The organism is Natrinema sp. LJW11, assembly GCF_056135975.1.
This window is the reverse complement of record NZ_JBWBDM010000001.1, coordinates 571,884-588,499: the sequence shown is the minus strand read 5'-3', so window position 1 is coordinate 588,499 and position 16,616 is coordinate 571,884. Positions and strand designations below refer to the sequence as shown.

18 protein-coding genes are annotated in these 16,616 nt (G+C 65.3%); 11 read left to right on the top strand and 7 right to left on the bottom strand.

Annotated elements, in window-relative coordinates:
* Nucleotides 1–286: 286 nt before the first annotated feature.
* Nucleotides 287–967: a helix-turn-helix domain-containing protein gene (locus AC0QDI_RS02895; protein ID WP_474665057.1), complete on the top strand. Its 681-nt coding sequence runs from the start codon at nt 287–289 to the stop codon at nt 965–967.
* Between the two features lie 111 nt (nt 968–1,078).
* On the top strand, nt 1,079–1,990 hold the full coding sequence (locus tag AC0QDI_RS02890) for a dihydrodipicolinate synthase family protein (protein ID WP_474665055.1): 912 nt from the start codon (nt 1,079–1,081) through the stop codon (nt 1,988–1,990).
* Nucleotides 1,991–2,002: 12 nt separating this feature from the next.
* On the opposite strand, the gene AC0QDI_RS02885 is transcribed toward AC0QDI_RS02890, so the two are convergent.
* Complete coding sequence (locus AC0QDI_RS02885; RefSeq protein ID WP_474665053.1) at nt 2,003–3,163, bottom strand: hypothetical protein; 1,161 nt, start codon at nt 3,161–3,163, stop codon at nt 2,003–2,005.
* A gap of 270 nt (nt 3,164–3,433) precedes the next feature.
* Between AC0QDI_RS02885 and AC0QDI_RS02880 the strand changes: the two genes are divergently transcribed.
* The 3 genes from AC0QDI_RS02880 (at nt 3,434) to AC0QDI_RS02870 (ending at nt 5,689) form a co-directional block, all read left to right on the top strand.
* Complete coding sequence (locus AC0QDI_RS02880) at nt 3,434–4,615, top strand: acyl-CoA dehydrogenase family protein (RefSeq protein WP_474665051.1); 1,182 nt, start codon at nt 3,434–3,436, stop codon at nt 4,613–4,615.
* Between the two features lie 49 nt (nt 4,616–4,664).
* Nucleotides 4,665–5,084, top strand: coding sequence for a hypothetical protein (locus AC0QDI_RS02875; RefSeq protein WP_474665049.1), 420 nt, complete (start codon nt 4,665–4,667; stop codon nt 5,082–5,084).
* Between the two features lie 65 nt (nt 5,085–5,149).
* A complete protein-coding gene (locus AC0QDI_RS02870; RefSeq protein ID WP_474665047.1) occupies nt 5,150–5,689 on the top strand; it encodes an HAD family hydrolase in 540 nt (179 codons plus the stop codon).
* 33 nt (nt 5,690–5,722) lie between these two features.
* Here AC0QDI_RS02870 and AC0QDI_RS02865 read toward each other — a convergent pair whose 3' ends face one another.
* Nucleotides 5,723–5,956, bottom strand: a complete 234-nt coding sequence (locus AC0QDI_RS02865; RefSeq protein WP_474665045.1) for a DUF5822 domain-containing protein — start codon at nt 5,954–5,956, stop codon at nt 5,723–5,725.
* Between the two features lie 116 nt (nt 5,957–6,072).
* Between AC0QDI_RS02865 and panB the strand changes: the two genes are divergently transcribed.
* Complete coding sequence (gene panB / locus AC0QDI_RS02860; RefSeq protein ID WP_474665043.1) at nt 6,073–6,885, top strand: 3-methyl-2-oxobutanoate hydroxymethyltransferase; 813 nt, start codon at nt 6,073–6,075, stop codon at nt 6,883–6,885.
* 52 nt (nt 6,886–6,937) lie between these two features.
* Here the strand turns inward: panB and AC0QDI_RS02855 are convergent, their stop codons facing one another.
* Nucleotides 6,938–7,735, bottom strand: a complete 798-nt coding sequence (locus tag AC0QDI_RS02855) for an alpha/beta fold hydrolase (protein WP_474665041.1) — start codon at nt 7,733–7,735, stop codon at nt 6,938–6,940.
* 237 nt (nt 7,736–7,972) lie between these two features.
* Here AC0QDI_RS02855 and AC0QDI_RS02850 point away from each other — a divergent pair, with 237 nt between their 5' ends.
* The 3 genes from AC0QDI_RS02850 to AC0QDI_RS02840 all read left to right on the top strand — a co-directional run bounded on the left by AC0QDI_RS02850 (nt 7,973) and on the right by AC0QDI_RS02840 (nt 11,022).
* Nucleotides 7,973–8,221: a DUF7127 family protein gene (locus AC0QDI_RS02850; protein ID WP_474665039.1), complete on the top strand. Its 249-nt coding sequence runs from the start codon at nt 7,973–7,975 to the stop codon at nt 8,219–8,221.
* Nucleotides 8,218–10,479 carry a CDC48 family AAA ATPase gene (locus AC0QDI_RS02845; RefSeq protein ID WP_474665037.1) on the top strand — a complete coding sequence of 754 codons (2,262 nt, stop codon included), beginning with the start codon at nt 8,218–8,220 and terminating at the stop codon, nt 10,477–10,479. The genes AC0QDI_RS02850 and AC0QDI_RS02845 overlap by 4 nt, the downstream gene beginning before the upstream one ends.
* Nucleotides 10,480–10,695: 216 nt before the next feature.
* Entirely contained in the window at nt 10,696–11,022 is a 327-nt protein-coding gene (locus tag AC0QDI_RS02840) for a HalOD1 output domain-containing protein (RefSeq protein WP_474665035.1), read from the top strand.
* A 35-nt stretch (nt 11,023–11,057) separates the two neighbouring features.
* Here AC0QDI_RS02840 and bcp read toward each other — a convergent pair whose 3' ends face one another.
* The 4 genes from bcp to AC0QDI_RS02820 all read right to left on the bottom strand — a co-directional run bounded on the left by bcp (nt 11,058) and on the right by AC0QDI_RS02820 (nt 14,403).
* Nucleotides 11,058–11,531: a thioredoxin-dependent thiol peroxidase gene (bcp, locus tag AC0QDI_RS02835; RefSeq protein WP_474665033.1), complete on the bottom strand. Its 474-nt coding sequence runs from the start codon at nt 11,529–11,531 to the stop codon at nt 11,058–11,060.
* A 107-nt stretch (nt 11,532–11,638) separates the two neighbouring features.
* Nucleotides 11,639–12,607 (bottom strand): DNA replication complex subunit Gins51, encoded by a 969-nt coding sequence (locus AC0QDI_RS02830; protein WP_474665031.1) that lies wholly within the window; start codon nt 12,605–12,607, stop codon nt 11,639–11,641.
* Nucleotides 12,604–13,779 carry a DNA primase small subunit PriS gene (gene priS / locus AC0QDI_RS02825; protein ID WP_474665029.1) on the bottom strand — a complete coding sequence of 392 codons (1,176 nt, stop codon included), beginning with the start codon at nt 13,777–13,779 and terminating at the stop codon, nt 12,604–12,606. The genes AC0QDI_RS02830 and priS overlap by 4 nt, the downstream gene beginning before the upstream one ends.
* A gap of 147 nt (nt 13,780–13,926) precedes the next feature.
* Nucleotides 13,927–14,403 (bottom strand): GNAT family N-acetyltransferase, encoded by a 477-nt coding sequence (locus AC0QDI_RS02820; RefSeq protein ID WP_474665028.1) that lies wholly within the window; start codon nt 14,401–14,403, stop codon nt 13,927–13,929.
* Nucleotides 14,404–14,584: 181 nt separating this feature from the next.
* Between AC0QDI_RS02820 and AC0QDI_RS02815 the strand changes: the two genes are divergently transcribed.
* Together AC0QDI_RS02815 and AC0QDI_RS02810 are read left to right on the top strand one after the other, a co-directional pair.
* Complete coding sequence (locus tag AC0QDI_RS02815) at nt 14,585–15,016, top strand: archease (protein WP_474665026.1); 432 nt, start codon at nt 14,585–14,587, stop codon at nt 15,014–15,016.
* Between the two features lie 94 nt (nt 15,017–15,110).
* Nucleotides 15,111–16,577 (top strand): RtcB family protein, encoded by a 1,467-nt coding sequence (locus AC0QDI_RS02810; protein WP_474665024.1) that lies wholly within the window; start codon nt 15,111–15,113, stop codon nt 16,575–16,577.
* Nucleotides 16,578–16,616: the final 39 nt, after the last annotated feature.

Here is a 16,616-nt window from a genome sequence, read left to right as displayed (position 1 = left end):
CGGTTCCGTCACGCGATTCTGACCGTCGTCAGCTGCGGCTCTCCCTCTTAAACGGCCGGAACACAAAGGCCCGTTCATCAACCGTATCCGAGTCGTTCCTTCTGACAGCACGATCCGAGCGAGTGCACTGTCGACGGCGGCCTCGTGACCGCTGCGGGCGAGGCGCTCGCGACGACACCGAGCGGATCGGATGGATACTTATGAGACGAATCGAGTCCCAGCACCACCACGACAGCGGCGTCGTTCACCGACCGGACTCGAGCCAGCGCTACGAGGTGACCCACCAATGACGACGATCGCAGAACTTTCGCTTTCGACGGACGAGTTCGCGCTCGCAGAGACCCTCCAGCAACTACCGGCCCTCGACGTCCGCGTCGAAAGCGTCGTCGCCGAGGGGCCGGCCCGGACCGTGCCGCTCGTCTGGTTTTCGAACGTCGACCGCGACGACCTCGAGACGGCTCTCGAATCGGATCCGACCGTCGCGGAGTACCGACGGCTGCTCGAGAACACCGAGGACGGCGAACTGTTCTACCGGTTGGAGTACGCGACGACCGTCGAGTCCGTCTGTCAGTGCGTCTACACCGACGGCGGGACGGTTCTCGACGCGCAGGTGACCGACGGTCAGTGGACGCTCCGACTCCTCTTCCCCCACCGCGAGGAGCTCTCGGACGCCGTCTCGGCCATCGAAGACTGCGGCGTTCGGGTCGACGTGAGACGCATGGTCGAGGCCGGACAGGACGAGGAACTCGAGACGACGGCGGCGCTGACCGAGCCCCAGCAGGAGGCGATCGCCGAGGCGTATCGGCAGGGCTACTACGACGTCCCGCGAGAGATCTCGCTCGAGGAACTCGCGAACGAACTCGACATCTCTCATCAGGCGCTCTCCGAGCGGCTCCGTCGAGCGAACCGCGTCCTCGCCGGCGAGCAGTTGGACAGCCCGTCGGGCGAGATGGCGACGCCGGACTGACTCGAGGGCCGCGAGCGCCGTTCCTCGCGTTCGGCGACCGATGGCTATCCGGGCCGGCGAGCGAGTCTCGACGGCAGGCGTTTTTTGGCCGTCCCCGACGGAGTCGGTCGCATGGCGAATCACGATTCCGGCGCCGCCGACCCGCTGTCGCTTCGCGGCGTCGTCCCGCCGACCGTCACCGCGTTTCGGGAGGACGAATCCGTCGATTACGAGACGACGGCTGCACACGCCCGCTTCGTCGTCGATCGCGGGGTACACGGCGTCTTTCCGCTCGGAACCAACGGGGAGTTCCCGCTGCTCTCGGGCCCGGAGCGCGACCGGATCGTCGAGGCTGTCGTCGACGAAGTCGGTGACGACGTGCCGGTCATCGCCGGCGTCGGCGCTCCCAGCACCTATCGGACGATCGCCCGCGCCGAACGCGCCGAATCAGTCGGCGCGGACGGCATCGTCGTCGTGACGCCGTACTACTATCCGCTCGACCACGAGGGGGCCCTCGAGCACTATCGCCGGGTCGCCGAGGCCGTCGACCTGCCGGTCTACGTCTACCACATCCCGAGCAAGACCGGCAACGAACTGTCGCTCGAGACGCTGGCCGATCTCGCCGAAATCGACAATATCGCGGGCGTCAAGGACTCGAGCAAGGACGTACCGTGGCTCGCCCAGGCGATCGACGCCCACCCCGACCTGACCTTCCTCGCGGGGTCGGACTCGCTCATCTTCACGGGCCTCGAAATCGGCTGCTCGGGGGCCGTCAGTGCCGTTGCGAACGTCTTTCCGGAGCTCGTCGTCGACTGCTATGACGCCTACGACGCGGGCGACGAGGACCGCGCGCGGGAACTCCAGAGCACGATCTTCGACGTCCGTGACGCGTTCAAGACCGGCGGCGCGTACATGTCCGGCGTCAAGACCGCACTCAGAATGCGGGACTTCGACGCCGGCCCGTTGCGGAGCCCGCTCCGGCTGACGGACGACGACTCCGCACGGGAGATGCGCTCCCGACTCGAGAAAATAGACGTCCTCTGAGGCGGACGCCGGCTACAGGAGCGACCGCGTCCGCACGGTCCCGCTCAACACCAGTGTGCGCCCGCTCCCGTCGATCGAGAAATCTTCGAGGGTCGCCCAGCGATCGCTGACGTCGCGGTTGGCGTCGACGTGGTCACGGAGGGTGTCCGCGTTCGCGTCGCTCTCGTTCTCGTAGAGGAACACCTCGGCGAATTCGGACGTGTCGCCGTCGAACTCGTGGGTGGTCACCGTGCCCGCTAGCCCTCGTTCCCAGTCCTCGAACTCGTCTTCGATGCGGCCTTCGATCTCTTCGCGCTGTCGGTCGGGAATGTCGTCGGGATCACCGTACCGGCGCTCGAGTTCGGTCTCGACGGTTCGGGGCGCGTGAACGCTCCCGCTGGACATGTGTTCGGCGCTGAACCCGCCCAGCATCGCCCCGCCGTCGTCCGTCTCGGACCACAGTCCGCTCGCGCTCGCGTTGGCGTCGATGGCCGCCTCGACGGCACCGACCGCATCGAGGTAGTTTCCACCGTTGGCCTGGACGATGTGCCCTTCACCGACCCCGAAGGCCCAGTTCTGGATCGCGTACAGTTCGTACCCCTCGTGGTCTCCCTCGCTCGAAAGTTCGTCGTCCTCGTCGTACTCGTCCTCGACCCAGTCCTGCAGGTTCTCCTCGATAGACGCGGGATCGAAGGAGCCGGCGAGGAATCCGTACTCGACCGACGACTCGGCCGTGTCCGTTTGGGTCGTCGTTCCGTCCCAGGTCCGTCGCGTGTGGCTCACCTCGAACTCCCAGGTGACGGTCTGGGAGAGTTCCCAGTCGAGGTCGGTCGCGGCAACGCCGGCCCTGCTCCGATGAGCCGCACCCCTCTCGAGGGGCCAGTACACAACGAGTTCCTCCTCGTGCTCGAAGACCGCGTCGGGGACGACGGCGTTGAACTGCCGATCGGTCTCCTCGGACGAGTCGACCGTCCCATCGGTGTACTGTTCGGACAGCGCTTCCGTGTCCAGGAGATCGGTAAACGCCGGCGCGGCGAGCCAGTTTTCGACCGGCGGCCCGGAATCGCCCTCTTCCTCGTCATCGCCGACGAACGGGAGACTTCCCGCACAGCCAGCCAGTCCCGCGGAACTGACCGCAACTACCCCTGCACTACCGCTTCGAAGGAGAGATCGCCGTGAAATATCCTCTTCCATCGATCTTGAGGAGACAGTATTTATATATAGTATTTCTGGCTTACTGGACATATATAATTTCGTGAACGATACCCACAAACGCCGTCGTACCGCAGCCCCGCCGTTCGGCGCGGTCGCGAGGGTATCGCCGGCTCGGCGACTCCAGTTCGAACGCAGGGTCCCCGAGAACGGACTCACGGCGGACTCGGCCCGCCTCACGGCCGAGCGATGACCGCGGCGCCGACCGTTCCGACGTGAGTCCCTTTGTGTGATGACCTCGTGGGTGTGGGTATGACGCTCACCGACGAACAGGCGGCGATCCGGGAGACCGTCCGGGAGTTCGCCAGCGAGGAGATCAGGCCGACAGCGCTCGAGGCCGACAGAGAGCAGGAGTTCCCCGAAGCCGTCTGGGACGGCCTCGCCGACCTCGATCTGACGGGGCTGACGGTCCCCGAGGAGTACGGCGGCTACGAGGCGGATCCGGTGACGGCCGCCGTGGTCAACGAGGAAGTCGCCTACGGGATGCTCTCGGTCGCGACGGCGCTGTCGGTCCACTCGCTCGCGACCTCCTGTCTCGCGGAGTTCGGGAGCGAGGACCAGCGGGAACGCTGGCTGCCCGAGATGGCCGACGGGCGGCCGGTCGGTGCCTTCGCGCTCTCGGAGCCACACGCGGGCTCGAATCCGGCGGAGATGTCGACGGAAGCGAGACGCGACTCCGCCGAGGAAACCTCGGCTGATCCTCGAGAAGCCGAGGCTTCTCGAGACGGCGACGAGTACGTCATCGACGGCGAGAAACAGTGGATCACGAACGGCGAGCGCGCGGGCGTCTACATCCTCTTCGCGAAGACCGATCGCGACGATCCGTCGACGGTGACGCAGTTCTTCGTCCCGGCCGACGTGGACGGCCTGACCGTCGGCGAGAAAGAGGACAAACTGGGTCTACGCGCGAGCGACACCACGAGCCTGACCTTCGACGACGTTCGGATTCCGGCCGCGAATCGGTTAACAGAGGAGGGGAAGGGGCTCTCGGCCGCGTTTCACATCCTCACCGGCGGCCGGATCGCCATCGCCGCCCAGTCGGTGGGCCTCGCGCAGTGTGCGCTCGACGAGGCGCTGGCCTACAGTCAGGAGCGCGACCAGTTCGGCGGCCCCATTTCGGACATCCAGACGATCCGGCACAAACTCGCGGAGATGGCGACCAAAATTCGGGCCGCGCGCCTGCTGACTCGAGACGCTGCCCGAAAGCGCGCGGCCGGCGGCGCGGCGCTCGAGGCGAGCATGGCGAAATATTTCGCCAGCGAGGCGGCGACGTTCGTGACGAACGAGGCGGTCCAGATCCACGGCGGCTACGGCTACGTCACCGAGGGCGAGGTCGAACGGCTCTATCGCGACGCCAAGATCACCGAAATTTACGAGGGGACGACGGAGATTCAGAAGACGGTGATCGCTCGAGAGTTGCTCGGGGAACGGTAACTGACAGCATCACGGGAACCTATTTACACCCTGTGAAGGGAATGTTTCTATGGGAAAAACTTCAGTCGAGAAACTCTCTGCTTTCGGCTCAGACGAGCGGTCGCGGGCTCTCTGGCAACTCCTCTATGCGACCGTTATGACGCCGATCCTGCTAGTTCCGGGGCTGAGCCGGGAAATCGTCTCGATCGAAGCAACAGCAGTGGCCGTCGGGAGCGGAACGCTCATCGGAGCGGTCGTGACTCTCACGCTGGAGGACGCGCAGCTCGGCTTCGAGAGCGACGTGGCGACGACGATCGTGGGGCTAGTGGGAGTCGGAGTGGTGACGGTTCTCCTCTGGATCGTGCTCCCGAGAGACCACATTTCGACGTTCCTGCATTTCGCGATCGCGTTTCTGTGGGGGATGGCACTCGCGTCGGCGACTCGCCACGTCGTCTGGCCGGCGCTCAGTTCATCGAAGTCGACCGAGTGAACGAGCCACGGACCGTCGCTATTGGAGACCGAAGTCACTAATCCGTCGTCCCCCTATCAGCCCGTATGACCGAATACGACGCCATCGTCTACGATCTGGACGGGACGCTCGTCGATCTCGACGTCGACTGGGACGCCGTCGCCGTCGACGTCCGCGAGGTGTACGCCGCCGCGAACGTCGAACCGCCGAGCGACGGGCTCTGGGAGATGCTCGAGGTCGCCGACGACGCGGGACTGGCCGACGAGGTGGAGGCCGCCATCGCGGCCCACGAGCACGACGGGGCGCGAGCCTCCGTTCGGCTCGCCCACGCCGACGAACTGCTCGATCGGTCGCTGCCGGCGGGCGTCTGCTCGCTCAATTGCGAGCGAGCGTGTCGGATCGCGCTCGACGAACACGCGCTCGACGACGCGGTCGACGCCGTCGTCGGCCGCGACACGATCGACGCGTGGAAGCCGGATCCGGAACCGTTGCTCGCGACCGTTCGAGCGCTCGAGGTCGAGCCGGCGGCGGCGCTATTCATCGGCGATTCCGCGCGCGACCGACGCGCCGCAGAACGGGCGGGAATGGACTTCGAGTACGTCGACGAGGGGCCGTCGGGCGTCTGAGCGCTCGGTTCGAGAGCGACTCGAGCGAGCCCGTTACGTCTGCGTCCGCTTCGCGTAGGCGAAGACGACGACCGACGTGACTAACCAGACGGGTGCGCCGACTCGGATCGCGAATTCGACCCGGTCGGCCCACGTCGGGAGGGTCGCCGCCGTCGACAGCAGAACGACGACCGGCGCGCCGACCAGAATGGTGGCGACGAAGGTGGTCTGCATCACCCAGCCGTAATCGACGCCGTCGGGCGAGGTCGTTTCGACGGGTTCTGGCACGCGTGAGTATGGCAACCCGGACCTCTTAAGCGCCGCGGATGCGGCCCCAGCGGACGACTCGGCGGTTACCGGCGGAAGAACAACGCTGTTTAGTTCTCGGCGGCCAAGCTATGGGTATGCCTACCGTGCGGGATCTCAGAGCGAAGGCCGGTGCAGAGCCGATTACGATGTTGACGGCGTACGACGCGCCGACGGCGGCGGTCGTCGACGAGGCCGGCGTCGACATCATCCTCGTCGGCGACAGTCTCGGGAACACCAATCTGGGGTACGAGACGACGCTCCCGGTGACCATCGACGACATGGCTCGCCACACGGGTGCGGTCGCCCGCGCGACCGACGACGCCCTCGTCGTCGCCGACATGCCGTTTCTCTCGATCGGGGTCGACGAGGCGGCCAGCGTCGAGAACGCCGGCCGGATGCTCAAGGAGGCCGACGCTCACGCGGTCAAGCTCGAGTGCGGGCCCCACACCGTCGAGCTGACCGAGAAGCTGGTCCAGCTCGGAATTCCCGTGATGGCCCACCTCGGACTGACCCCACAGCACGTCAACAAGTACGGCGGCTATCCGCGGCAGGGGACGGATCAAGACGGTGCCGAGCGCATCCTCGAACTGGCCGAGGCGCACGAGGCGGCCGGGGCGTTCTCGCTCGTCCTCGAGCACGTGCCGTCGAACCTCGCGGCCGACGTGACGGCGGCGCTGGACGTCCCGACCATCGGGATCGGTGCCGGCCCGGACTGCGACGGACAGGTGCTCGTCGTCGACGACGCGATCGGGCTCAGCGAGTGGTCGCCCTCCTTCTCGAAACGGTTCGGGAACGTCCGCGAGGAGATGGAATCCGCGGTCGGAGAGTACGTCTCGGCGGTCGAATCCGGCGAGTTCCCCGCCGACGAACACAGTCACGAGGAGGCCGATCTCGAGGACATTTACTGAATCGTTTCAGTAGCTACTATACCGCCTCGAGACGGCCGTCTCGAGCCGATTCTCAGTACCAGTCTCGATTTCGGTCACCGTCGATCTCGGAGAGGAATTCGTCGACGACCGCGTTGAACGCGGACGGCCGTTCGATCATCGCCAGGTGTGCGGCGTCCTCGATCTCGGCGAGTCCGGCCTCGTCGATTTCGTCGGCGAGGTACTCGTGAAACCACGGCGGGGTCAACTGGTCGTACTCTCCGTACACCGCGAGCGTGGGAGTGTCGATCTCGTCGACGCGATCGCGGACATCGAACTCGTGGCAGGTCAGAAAATCCCGGCGCGTGACCGCCTGGCCGGTGTCGTGCATCCGTTCCATCGATCGCTCGCTGAGGTCCGACTCGAGGTCGTGAAAGAGCCGATCCGGTCCGTGGAGGAATTCGACCGCCCGCTCGAAATCCGATCGGAGCCACGCCAGGAGATCCTCGAGCACGCCGAGCCTGGCACCGGTCCCCGTCAGGACGACCGCGTCGGGATCGTACTCGCGCTCGAGCAGGATCTGCAGGACGACGGCACCGCCGAGGGAGCTTCCGACGAGGACCGCCGCGTCGGTCGCCTCGACGACGGCCAGCACGTCGTCGGCGTAAGCCGACAGCGTCGAATAGCCCGCGCTAGCGTCGATGTCGTCCGACTCGCCGTGACCGCTGAGATCGACCGTGACGACCGGTGCGTGATCCGCCAACGGTCGCTGCCCGTCCCAGACATCGTGGGACCCGCCGCTCCCGTGGATACAACAGATGGGCGGTCCGTCGTTGCCGCGGTCGACGACATCGTACGCCGTCTCCCGACCATGATGTGTTACCGTTTCCATACGTGATAGCACACTAGGGACCGGCATAAAGACTCGATTCGGTGTCGACCGGAGCACGCCAGCAACGAAAATATATCCGTTCCGACCCAATCGAGTGCTGTTATCCCGACGGAGTGACCGACGGGGCTCGTACTATGAACTACGAACAATTTCCTTTCCACCGGGTACGCCGCCTTCATGCGTTCTATCGGCGAAATATTTATATACTAGTAGCGCTTACCTTGGGTTAGTTACAGCATGACTCTCGAACAATTCACCCCGGAAGAAGGGCAGGTGGCTCGCCGGTACGAATACGACGACAGCACGGTGATGGCTGTCGACTTCGGTACCGAAGAGGCCGACGCCACGGTCGACGTCGTCGACGACACGGTTATCGTCGTCCTCGCCGACGACCAGTACGAAATCGAACTTCCCGAGAACACTGAGAATCCGCACACGTTTATCAGAAACGGCGTGCTCACTGTCGAACTGGAGGAGGAACGATGAAACTCACCGTCAAACCACTCAAACAGAAAGACGCCGGCCGCGGGCTGGCCGCGATCGACCGCGTCTCGATGAACGAACTCGATCTCGAGAACGGGGACTACATCGTCATCAAGGGCAAGGGCGAGGCACAGGCCGTCGCTCGCGTCTGGCCCGGCTACCCCGAAGACGAGGGTCGCGGAATCGTCCGAATCGACGGCCGCCTGCGCCAGGAGGCCGACGTCGGAATCGACGACAACGTCACTATCGAACCCGCGGACGTCAAACCCGCGCAATCGGTTACCGTCGCGCTGCCACAGAACCTGCGGATCCGCGGTGACATCGGGCCGCTCGTCCGCGACAAGCTGAGCGGGCAGGCCGTCACCGAGGGCCAGACGGTACCGTTCTCGCTCTCGTTCGGCCCCATGGCCAGCTCCGGCCAGTCGGTGCCGCTGAAGATCGCGAGCACCTCGCCGTCGGGAACCGTCGTCATCACTGACTCGACGAGCATCGAGATCTCCGAGACCCCCGCCGAACAGGTCCAATCCGGCGGCGGCGCGTCCGCCGAAGGCGTCCCGAACGTCGCCTACGAGGACATCGGCGGTCTGGACGACGAACTCGACCAGGTCCGCGAGATGATCGAACTGCCGATGCGCCACCCCGAGCTGTTCCAGCAACTGGGCATCGAACCGCCGAAAGGCGTCCTGTTGCACGGTCCGCCGGGCACCGGGAAGACCCTGATGGCGAAGGCCGTCGCGAACGAGATCGACGCCCACTTCGAGACGATCTCCGGGCCGGAGATCATGTCGAAGTACTACGGCGAGTCCGAGGAGCAACTCCGCGAAGTCTTCGAGGACGCCGAGGAGAACGCTCCCTCGATCATCTTCATCGACGAACTCGACTCGATCGCGGCCAAGCGCGAGGAAGCCGGGGGTGACGTCGAACGACGCGTCGTCGCACAACTCCTCTCGCTGATGGACGGCCTCGAGGAACGGGGCCGCGTCACGGTCATCGCCGCGACCAATCGCGTCGACGCCATCGACCCCGCGCTCCGCCGCGGCGGCCGCTTCGACCGCGAGATCGAGATCGGCGTCCCCGACAAGGAGGGTCGCAAGGAGATCCTGCAGGTCCACACCCGCGGGATGCCCCTCGACGAGGGGATCGACCTCGATCAGTACGCCGAGAACACGCACGGGTTCGTCGGCGCAGACCTCGAGTCGCTGGCTCGCGAGAGCGCGATGAACGCGCTCCGGCGGATCCGCCCCGAACTCGACCTCGAGTCCGAAGAGATCGACGCCGACGTGCTCGACTCGCTGGAGGTCTCCGAGCGCGACTTCAAGGAAGCGCTCAAGGGCATCCAGCCCTCCGCGATGCGCGAGGTCTTCGTCGAAGTCCCCGACGTCACCTGGAACGATGTCGGCGGACTGAGCGAGACCAAAGAGCAGCTCCGCGAGACGATCCAATGGCCCCTCGACTACCCCGAGGTGTTCGAGCAGATGGACATGCAGGCCGCCAAGGGCGTCCTCATGTACGGCCCGCCGGGCACGGGGAAGACCCTGCTCGCCAAGGCCGTCGCCAACGAGGCCCAGTCGAACTTCATCTCGATCAAAGGCCCCGAACTGCTGAACAAATACGTCGGGGAGTCCGAAAAGGGCGTCCGCGAGGTCTTCGAGAAGGCGCGGTCGAACGCACCGACCGTGATCTTCTTCGACGAGATCGACTCGATCGCGGGCGAACGCGGCCAGCGTCAGGGTGACTCCGGCGTCGGCGAACGCGTCGTCTCCCAGCTCCTGACGGAACTGGACGGCCTCGAGGAGCTCGAGGACGTCGTCGTGATCGCCACGACCAACCGGCCGGACCTGATCGACAGCGCCCTGCTCCGTCCCGGACGGCTCGATAGGCACGTCCACGTGCCCGTCCCCGACGAGGACGCTCGCAAGGCGATCTTCGACGTCCACACCCGCGACAAGCCCCTGGCCGAGTCGGTCGACCTCGAGTGGCTCGCCGGTCGGACGGACGGCTACGTCGGTGCCGATATCGAAGCGGTCTGCCGCGAGGCTTCGATGGCCGCCAGCCGCGAGTTCATCAACTCGGTCGACCCCGAGGAGATGGCCGACACGATCGGCAACGTCCGCATCAGCCGCGAGCACTTCGAGCACGCGCTCGAGGAGGTCAACCCGAGCGTCGCACCCGAAACCCGGGAACAGTACGAGGATCTCGAAGAGGAGTTCCAGCAGGCCGAACCGGGCCAGGACGAACAGCTGGGCCGCACCTTCCAGTAAGGTCGACGGCCGCGGCCGTTGCTCGGTTCTCGACTAGTGATTTTTTGTTGTAAGTAATCGGACCCGATTGCAGTCGGGAACGTCGACCGCACTCTCCCATTCAAGGACAAGCTTCGTGGTGACTACTCGAGTACCGCTGATAATGGACGGACCACTGATCGACCGAAACTCCGCACCCGACGACCGACGACCGCGCTGCAGGAGGAAGTACGGATAATGTCCCATCCCGGTGGCGACCCCGCGGACGCTGATCGTCCGGTGCTCGCCGAGCGCACACACGACGAGGAGACGCCGCCCAGCATCGCGACCGTGTACGCGATCTCGGCCGCGCTCGAGATCGACCCGATCGATTGTTCGACCGAGCTGGGATTCACGCTGTACGATCACGTCGACCCGGAGGCCCTCGATCGACTCGTCACTCGGACCGAACGCGTCGACGACATCACCGTCGAACTCTCGCTGGGAGAGTACCTGCTTCGGATCACGAACGGCGGACGGGTGCGCGTTTTCGGGCCGAGCGAGTCCGCTGAGTCGGTTCGATGAGACGATACCGCGACCGGCGGTACGACAGATTCCGGTTAGTGTGCGACGTCGACCGGCTCGATGTCCGCCAGTACCTCGTCGGCGTGACCATCGGGGGAGACCCCCTCGTACACCGCTTCGATCCGCCCGTCCGGATCGACGAGGTAGGTGTTCCGGAAGACCCCGTCGAAGGTGTTGCCGAACATCTGTTTCTCGCCGTAGGAGTGATACAGCGTCGCGACTTCGCCGAACTCGTCGGACAGCAGATCGAACTCGAGGTCGTAGTCGGCCGCGAAGTCCGCGAGATCGTCGACTGGATCGTCGCTGATCCCGACGACCGCGGCGTCGCGGTCCGCGAGTTGCGAGAGCGCGTCGTTGAACCCGCAGGCCTCGGTCGTACAGCCGTCAGTGTTGGCACGAGGGTAGAAGTAGACGACGAGTCGCCGCCCCTCGAAATCGGAGCGCCTGACCGTCTCGCCGTGTTGATTGAGCAGTTCGAACTCCGGTGCCTCGTCGCCGACAGAGAGCATGCACGGGAGTTGGCGAGCGGTAATGTATGCGTTGCGGTTTCACACCGTGACTGACGAGCGGCGAGTCGCCGCGGCGGTGCGTTCGCCCACTGTGGCGTGAGAGACGGTCACTCGAGGCGCTCGGCCGCCTCCCGATCGACGAGAGGGGCGGCGTTTTGCTCCGGGAGCGTGACGACGTCATCGCTGCTCAGGGTGTACTCGCGGTCGTCGACGCCGAGAATGTTGCCGATGTCGCTGGTGATTCTGACGGTCGTGCGATCCACGTCGTCGGCCTGCCCGCCGGCCCCGGAACCGACAGCGGACGCCGTCGGTTCCGAACCGTTACCGGCGTTCGAATCTGGGCCGGCCGCGGACTGCTCCGATCGGGCGGCCGTCGAATCCGGCGTGTCGTTTCCATCGGTTCGGTCCGCCGCGCCGACCGGCGGATCGTCTCCGTCTAGCCCCTCTCCGCCCATGACGTCCGCGGGGGAGACGCCACTGGAGTCCCCCGTTCCCGGACCCGCGTCGGCCGCGGGACCGGTGTCCGCCGATCGATCTTCGGGCGGCACCGGGGGAGCGTCGTCCGCGGGCGATCGACCGGACGACTGTTCACCGGGCAGGTCCGCCGGATCGCCGGACTCACCGCCCGGTGTCGGTCCGGTATCGGACGCCGCGGCGGCGTCGGTTCCCGAACCCGTAGCGCCGCCTTCGGCTCCTTCGAGGACGTCCAGCACGCGCGTCTTGTTCGAGCCGATTCGGTCGACGAGATCGTCAAAGAGGTCGGCCTCTTCCGCCGTCAGCCCCTCGTCGTTAGCGGCCATCCCGGCCGCGGCGAGGCTGGCCTGTTTGACGAGTTTGCCCATCCGCCGCTCGTAGATCGCCTCGACGACGTCCTTTGCGGTCTCGATCTCGTCGGTCAGCTGGCCGACCTCGGGCGCGGAAAAGGGATCGTCGGCCCGCTCGGCGGCGCGGTCGCGTTCGTCCTCGAGGTCGGCGATGTAGTCGCCGACCTCCTGATAGAACGAGGGGCGCAGATTCTGGAGGCTATCCTTCTGGCGCTCCTTGCTCTGGACCGAACGCAGCTCGTCTAGATTCATTCTTTCTCCTTCTCTGCGCGGCCGCGTGCCATCAGGAACACGGCGACGTACTCGGGTAGTGACTGGTCTCCCTCCGAGACCGTAAAGCTATCCCCACCGAGTTCGATCTCGCCGCCATCGGTGACGTCGACGGTGATCTCGTGGCCCGTGAACGTCTCGGGGACGGCGTCGACGAGCGGATCGAAGTCAGCGATCTCGTCGCGCCCGAGGCGGACCGTTTTCAGCCCGCTCCCGCCGTGGAGGCTCCCGGGCAGGCGGATGAGGCGGTTGGTGTCGGTGGTGACCGGCTCGTCGATGGGCGCGTTGTCCCGCTCGACGGCCCGACTCGCGAACCGTTCGGCCAACTGTGCGACCGCGGTGTGGACGGTCACGTTGCCGGCTTCCAACTGTTCGCGGTTGGTACGGGCCGCGTTCAGCGTCGCCTCGGCTTTCCCTTCGCCGATGCCGTCGAACTCCTGTAAGCGTCCGAGGGCCGCGTCGTCGTCCAGCTCGAGGAGGTCGTCGACGAAGGCCATGAAGTGAGCGTGCGACCGGGCTCCCCAGCCGCCTTCGATCCGGAGCGTCCGACGCTCGGTCGGCGTCTTTCGGCCCAGCCCCGCGACGGTTTCGGTCTCGATCAGTTCGTCGTACTCGAGGCCGATGCCGCGGACGTAGTCGACGATTTCGCGGCGGTGTTCCCGCTCTAAGTGCAACACGTTCTCGTCGCGGACGTGAACGTGATAGCCGCGGCCGCCCGAAAAGACGATCTCGAGGTTCTCGAAGGCGAAGTCGTCCTCGAGGAACTCGAGCAGTCGAAACAGGGCGTCCTTACACTTGGCGAGCATCTCGGCGTACGTGTCCTCGCCGAGCGTGACGCTCGGCAGGTGATCTGCGTCGAGGTCGAAGACGAGATCCGCGGATTGCCAGTCCTTCTCGCTCATCGAACTCGCGCCGGGATCGCGAAAGCGCCCCGCGGAGAAATACACGTGCCGCGGGCGCTTTCGGACGAGAAACTCCGAGAGATCGCCCAGCTCGAGGAGCGAACGGTGGCGGACCATCGTCGTGTCGGGGCCGTCCGTCCAGGGGATGAACCCCCACTCGCGTTCGTTGGCCGCGGGTGGCGGCGTGATCTCCGTCCGCCGATAGTGATCGCGGAACCGCCCACGGAGGTAGGCCCTCGTTCGCTCTTCCATACGACTCGAGTAGTCGTCGGTGGGGGTGTATAATCCTGCCGAATGAAGCGACGATCGAGACGGGACTCGAAGCGACACCTGAGCGCGCGCGAGTGGCGGTGAAAAACCGAACGCAATCGAGCGTCGCGTTCGCAGCCGGTCCGTTCGTCACCGACGAATCAGGTCCGAAATCCGATCGGCGATACCGACGTCCGAGCCGAGTTTCAGGTAGTAGGCGTCGCCGCCGTCTTCGTAGTAGTCGTCGATCCGTCGTTTGATCTCGAAGCCGAGATACTCGTAGAACTGCAACGCGTTTTCGTTGCTCGTCCGGGCGTGACACGTGATCGTATCGTGGTCCTCCGCGACGTGGGCGACGAGCCGTTTGCCGACGCCCTGGCTTCGGAATTCGGGGTCCACGGCCAGAAAGAGAATGTACCCGTCGCGTCGGACCGCAGCGAATCCGACGAGGTCGCTGTCTTGGACGTAACAGTGTACCTTCGACCGCCGATACGCGTCAGTGAAGAAGTCGTACCGCTGTTTGAGCACATCCTCCTGACGATTGATCTCCTCCTTTAGCTGCCAGGCTTCGTCGACGTAATCGTCGCTCCCCGGGGCGACGACGCGACTGTCGATGTTGACGCTCACTACCACAGCATACCACGGTCGTCAATATAATTCCACCGGCAGTCAACGCTCCCGAACGTCAGACGGCAACAACGTATTCGCCGGCAATTTCGCCTGAACGTGACTCCCGAGCGGGAGAAACTGCGGGGGACGCACCCGAAACGACGGACATAGGGGGCCGGCCGCAAAAGCCCGATTCGACATGGGATTCGAACTCCGCGATCATACGGCCGATATCGCGGTCTCGGCGACCGACGACTCGCTCGAGGCGGTTTTCGGCTCGGTAGCCGACGGCCTCGCGGCCGCCTCGTGCGACGAGATTCCGGCCGCTGCCGGCGATCGGTTTTCGGTGACCGTGACCGCGGAGAACCGCGAGGCGCTGTTGTTCGACTTCCTCGACGAACTGATTTACCTGCGGGACATTCGAGTGGAACTCCCCGTCGATCATCGCGTCGAATCGATCGAAGTCACCGAGTCGGCTGACGGTTCCGAGGAGTTCCGTCTCGAGGCCAGCGCACGCGGCGTCCCCCTCGCCGAGATCGACGCCCGCGAAGTAAAGGCCGTGACGTATTCGGAAATGCGCCTCGAGCGAACCGACGACCGCTGGGAGGCGTACGTCGTCTTCGACGTCTGACCGGTCGGTGGCTCCGCCGACGCGAGAATCGACCGCCGAGGGGGTCCGCGACGCGAGACGAACATCTTTCATCGCTGCGGTCCGAGTTTCGCGTATGACCACGTTTGACGCGAACGGCATCACGCTCGAGCGGGTGCGCGAGTACGTCTGGGAGATCCCTCAGGAGGGCGACATGCGCGTTCCAGCGCGAGTACTGGCGAGCGAAGCGCTGCTCGAGGAAATTCAGGAAGACAAGTCCCTCGAGCAGATCAAAAACACGACCCACCTGCCGGGCATTACCAACCACGCGATCTGCATGCCCGACACCCATCAGGGCTATGGCTTCCCGGTCGGCGGGGTGGGGGCACTGGACGCCGAGAACGGTTGTATTTCACCGGGAGCGGTCGGCTACGACATCAATTGCGGCGTCCGGATGATGCGGACGAACCTGACCTACGACGAGGTACAGGGACACGAGGAGGAGCTCGTCGATTCGCTCTTCGCCAATATTCCGTCGGGGCTCGGCGGCGGCGGGATCGTCGAAGCTGGCGTCGACGCGATCGACGAGATCCTCGCCCGCGGCGTCGACTGGGCGCTCGAGAACGGCCACGCCGTCGAGGACGACCTGTTGCACTGCGAGGACGAGGGGATGCGCGAGGGTGCGGCTCCCGAGAAGGTGAGCCAGAAGGCAAAAGACCGCGGGAAGAACCAGATCGGCTCGCTGGGCTCGGGGAACCACTTCCTCGAGGTCCAGCGCGTGACCGACGTCTTCGATTCGGCCGTGGGCGAGGCCTACGGGCTCGAGGAAGACCAGATCGTCGTGTTGATCCACTGTGGTTCCCGCGGACTGGGCCATCAGACCTGCAACGACTACCTGCGGAAGATCGAGCAACAACACAAGGGGTTGCTGGACCAGTTGCCCGACAAGGAACTCGCGGCCGCGCCCGCGGGATCACAGCTCGCCGAGGACTACTACGGCGCGATGAACGCGGCGATCAACTTCGCGTGGGTCAACCGACAGCTGATCATGCACCGGACGCGGCGGGTCTTCGAGCGCGTCTTCGATCGATCCTGGGAGGAAATGGAGATGGACCTGCTCTACGACGTGGCACACAACATCGCGAAGAAGGAGACGCACACGGTGAACGACGACGGCGACGAACGCGAACTCTACGTCCACCGAAAGGGTGCCACGCGAGCGTTCCCGGCGGGCCATCCAGAAGTGCCGAAAGCGTACCGCGATGTCGGCCAGCCCGTGATCATCCCCGGCAGCATGGGTGCGGGCAGCTACGTCCTCCGAGGCGGCGAGAACTCGATGGAGCTCACCTTCGGCTCGACCGCTCACGGTGCGGGCCGACTGATGAGCCGCACGCAGGCCAAAAACGAGTTCTGGGGCGGCGACGTCCAGCAGGACCTCGAGGACCAGCAGGCGATCTACGTCAAGGCCCAGTCGGGAGCAACGATCGCCGAGGAAGCGCCGGGCGTCTACAAGGACGTGGACGAGGTCGTCCGCGTCTCCGACGAACTCGGCATCGGCGACAAAGTCGCGCGGACGTTCCCCGTCTGTAACATCAAGGGGTAACGGATCTCGGTTCGCACGATCCTGGTAAAGACGGAGTTT

Coding starts and splice junctions, on each gene's coding strand:
- AC0QDI_RS02830 (WP_474665031.1), bottom strand. CDS start 12,607: ATGAATCTAGACGAGCTGCGTTCGGTCCAGAGCAAGGAGCGCCAGAAG.
- AC0QDI_RS02870 (WP_474665047.1), top strand. CDS start 5,150: ATGACCGAATACGACGCCATCGTCTACGATCTGGACGGGACGCTCGTC.
- AC0QDI_RS02815 (WP_474665026.1), top strand. CDS start 14,585: ATGGGATTCGAACTCCGCGATCATACGGCCGATATCGCGGTCTCGGCG.
- AC0QDI_RS02850 (WP_474665039.1), top strand. CDS start 7,973: ATGACTCTCGAACAATTCACCCCGGAAGAAGGGCAGGTGGCTCGCCGG.
- AC0QDI_RS02890 (WP_474665055.1), top strand. CDS start 1,079: ATGGCGAATCACGATTCCGGCGCCGCCGACCCGCTGTCGCTTCGCGGC.
- AC0QDI_RS02855 (WP_474665041.1), bottom strand. CDS start 7,735: ATGGAAACGGTAACACATCATGGTCGGGAGACGGCGTACGATGTCGTC.
- AC0QDI_RS02880 (WP_474665051.1), top strand. CDS start 3,434: ATGACGCTCACCGACGAACAGGCGGCGATCCGGGAGACCGTCCGGGAG.
- priS (WP_474665029.1), bottom strand. CDS start 13,779: ATGGAAGAGCGAACGAGGGCCTACCTCCGTGGGCGGTTCCGCGATCAC.
- AC0QDI_RS02875 (WP_474665049.1), top strand. CDS start 4,665: ATGGGAAAAACTTCAGTCGAGAAACTCTCTGCTTTCGGCTCAGACGAG.
- AC0QDI_RS02840 (WP_474665035.1), top strand. CDS start 10,696: ATGTCCCATCCCGGTGGCGACCCCGCGGACGCTGATCGTCCGGTGCTC.
- AC0QDI_RS02845 (WP_474665037.1), top strand. CDS start 8,218: ATGAAACTCACCGTCAAACCACTCAAACAGAAAGACGCCGGCCGCGGG.
- bcp (WP_474665033.1), bottom strand. CDS start 11,531: ATGCTCTCTGTCGGCGACGAGGCACCGGAGTTCGAACTGCTCAATCAA.
- AC0QDI_RS02810 (WP_474665024.1), top strand. CDS start 15,111: ATGACCACGTTTGACGCGAACGGCATCACGCTCGAGCGGGTGCGCGAG.
- panB (WP_474665043.1), top strand. CDS start 6,073: ATGCCTACCGTGCGGGATCTCAGAGCGAAGGCCGGTGCAGAGCCGATT.
- AC0QDI_RS02885 (WP_474665053.1), bottom strand. CDS start 3,163: ATGGAAGAGGATATTTCACGGCGATCTCTCCTTCGAAGCGGTAGTGCA.
- AC0QDI_RS02895 (WP_474665057.1), top strand. CDS start 287: ATGACGACGATCGCAGAACTTTCGCTTTCGACGGACGAGTTCGCGCTC.